Raw genomic sequence first — 1,778 nt, forward strand, 5'->3', positions numbered from 1 at the left:
CCCCCCCCCCCCCCCCCCCCCCCCCCCCCCCCCCCCCCCCCCCCCCCCCCCCCCCCCCCGCCCCCCACCCGCCGACTGCGTCGGCGGACCCTCCTCGAGGTCGGGTCGTGCGGGGCTGGGGGGAGGGTGCGGTCGTTGCGCCCTTTGTCTGAGCTTGTTGTATCACTGACCGGCGCGGGGTGGGTTTTCGGGGTGAGGTGGTCCATGCGGTATGGTTGTCGGGTTGTCTCGGCGAGGGTGTGCGCCACTGTGCGCTCACCGTGATCGACGCGGCTCGGCTTTCCGGCCGTCCTCGTTCGTTCTTCGTCCGACGAGTAGACATTGACCCCCTCGATGGGTCGCCCCAAATGACCAGCCCGGAAGAGCCGTAGGAGCGCATTCAGTCATGTCCGACGTGAACCAGATCGAAGCCGCCGTCCGCACCGAATTCGGTAAGGGCGCCGCTCGCCGTACCCGTCGCGACGGCAACGTGCCCGCCGTGCTGTACGGCCACCAGGCCGAGCCGCAGCACCTGAGCCTGAACGCCAAGGCCTTCGCCGCGATCCTGCGTACCCATGGCACCAACGCCATCCTGAACCTCGTCGTCGACGGCAAGCAGCAGCTCGCGATGACCAAGTCGGTCGTGGTCCACCCGATCCGCCGCTACATCGAGCACGCCGACCTGCTGATCGTCAAGCGCGGCGAGCGCGTCGTCACCGACGTCAACGTCGTCGTCACCGGCGATGCCGCCGCGGGCACCCTGGTCACCCAGGAAGCCAACACCCTGTCCATCGAGGCCGACGCGCTGAAGCTGCCCGAGTCGATCGAGGTCTCGGTCGAGGGCGTCGAGGCCGGCACCCAGATCCTGGCCGGCGGCATCGCGCTGCCCGCCGGTGTCACCCTGGCCGGTGACGCGGAGGCGCTGATCGTCAACGTCATCACCGCGCCGTCCGCCGCCTCCCTGGACGAAGAGGGCGAAGGCGCCGCCGCCGAGGCCGAGGCCGCCGAAGAGTCCGAGTAAGACTCCCGCACTACGATTCGGCCGATGACCGAATCCATCGGGCCCGCACTCGTGATCGGGCTGGGCAACCCCGGCCCCGAATACGAGCGCACCCGCCACAATGTGGGCTTTCTGGTCGCCGACGTGCTCGCCGAGCGCGTCGGCGGCCGTTTCGCCGTACACAAGAAGTCGGGCGCCGACCTGCTGCAGGCGCGCCTGGACGGCAGGCAGATCCTGATCGCGAAGCCGCGCACCTACATGAACCTGTCCGGTCGGCCGGTGGCCGCGCTGGCCAAGTTCTTCTCGGTGCCCGCCGACCAGGTGATCGTCGTGCACGACGAGCTCGACCTGCCCTTCGGCACGATCCGGCTCAAGCAGGGCGGCGGCGAGGGCGGCCACAACGGGCTGCGCTCGATCTCGCAGGCGCTGACCACCAAGGACTACTTGCGCACCCGCATCGGCATCGGCCGTCCGCCCGGTCGCCAGGACCCGGCCGACTACGTGCTCAAGCCGTTCGCGGCGCCGGAGCGCAAAGAGGTGCCGGTGATCGTCGAGCAGGCCGCCGACGCGGTGGAACTGCTGCTGAAGGTCGGTCTGGAGACGGCCCAGAACTCGTTACATTGAGCGCTGGCGCGCTCGAGTCGCGGCCCCCTGGTGTCCCGCCGATCAGTCACCGTTTCTCGCTCCTTCGTCGCTTGCGAAACGGCGCCTGATCGACGGGACGGGCCGCGACTCGAGCGCGCCAGCGCTCAATGTAACGAGTTCTGGGCCGTCTCCAGACCGACCTTCAGCAGCAGTT

Annotated in this window: 3 protein-coding genes; 2 read left to right on the plus strand and 1 reads right to left on the minus strand. The window is 69.6% G+C overall.

Going from position 1 to position 1,778, the window contains the following annotated elements:
* Positions 1-206 (minus strand): hypothetical protein (locus tag QH270_RS02780; protein WP_280338741.1); only part of this gene is annotated, 206 nt, incomplete at its 3' end.
* Positions 207-385: 179 nt separating this feature from the next.
* Here QH270_RS02780 and QH270_RS02785 point away from each other — a divergent pair.
* Both QH270_RS02785 and pth read left to right on the plus strand, forming a co-directional pair.
* Entirely contained in the window at positions 386-1,000 is a 615-nt protein-coding gene (locus QH270_RS02785; RefSeq protein WP_280338742.1) for a 50S ribosomal protein L25/general stress protein Ctc, read from the plus strand.
* A 24-nt stretch (positions 1,001-1,024) separates the two neighbouring features.
* Entirely contained in the window at positions 1,025-1,603 is a 579-nt protein-coding gene (gene pth, locus QH270_RS02790) for an aminoacyl-tRNA hydrolase (RefSeq protein WP_233000718.1), read from the plus strand.
* The last annotated feature ends 175 nt before the right edge of the window (positions 1,604-1,778 follow it).

The sequence above is a fragment of the Nocardia neocaledoniensis genome (genome assembly GCF_029868625.1).
In the GTDB taxonomy this organism is placed as follows: domain Bacteria; phylum Actinomycetota; class Actinomycetes; order Mycobacteriales; family Mycobacteriaceae; genus Nocardia; species Nocardia neocaledoniensis_A.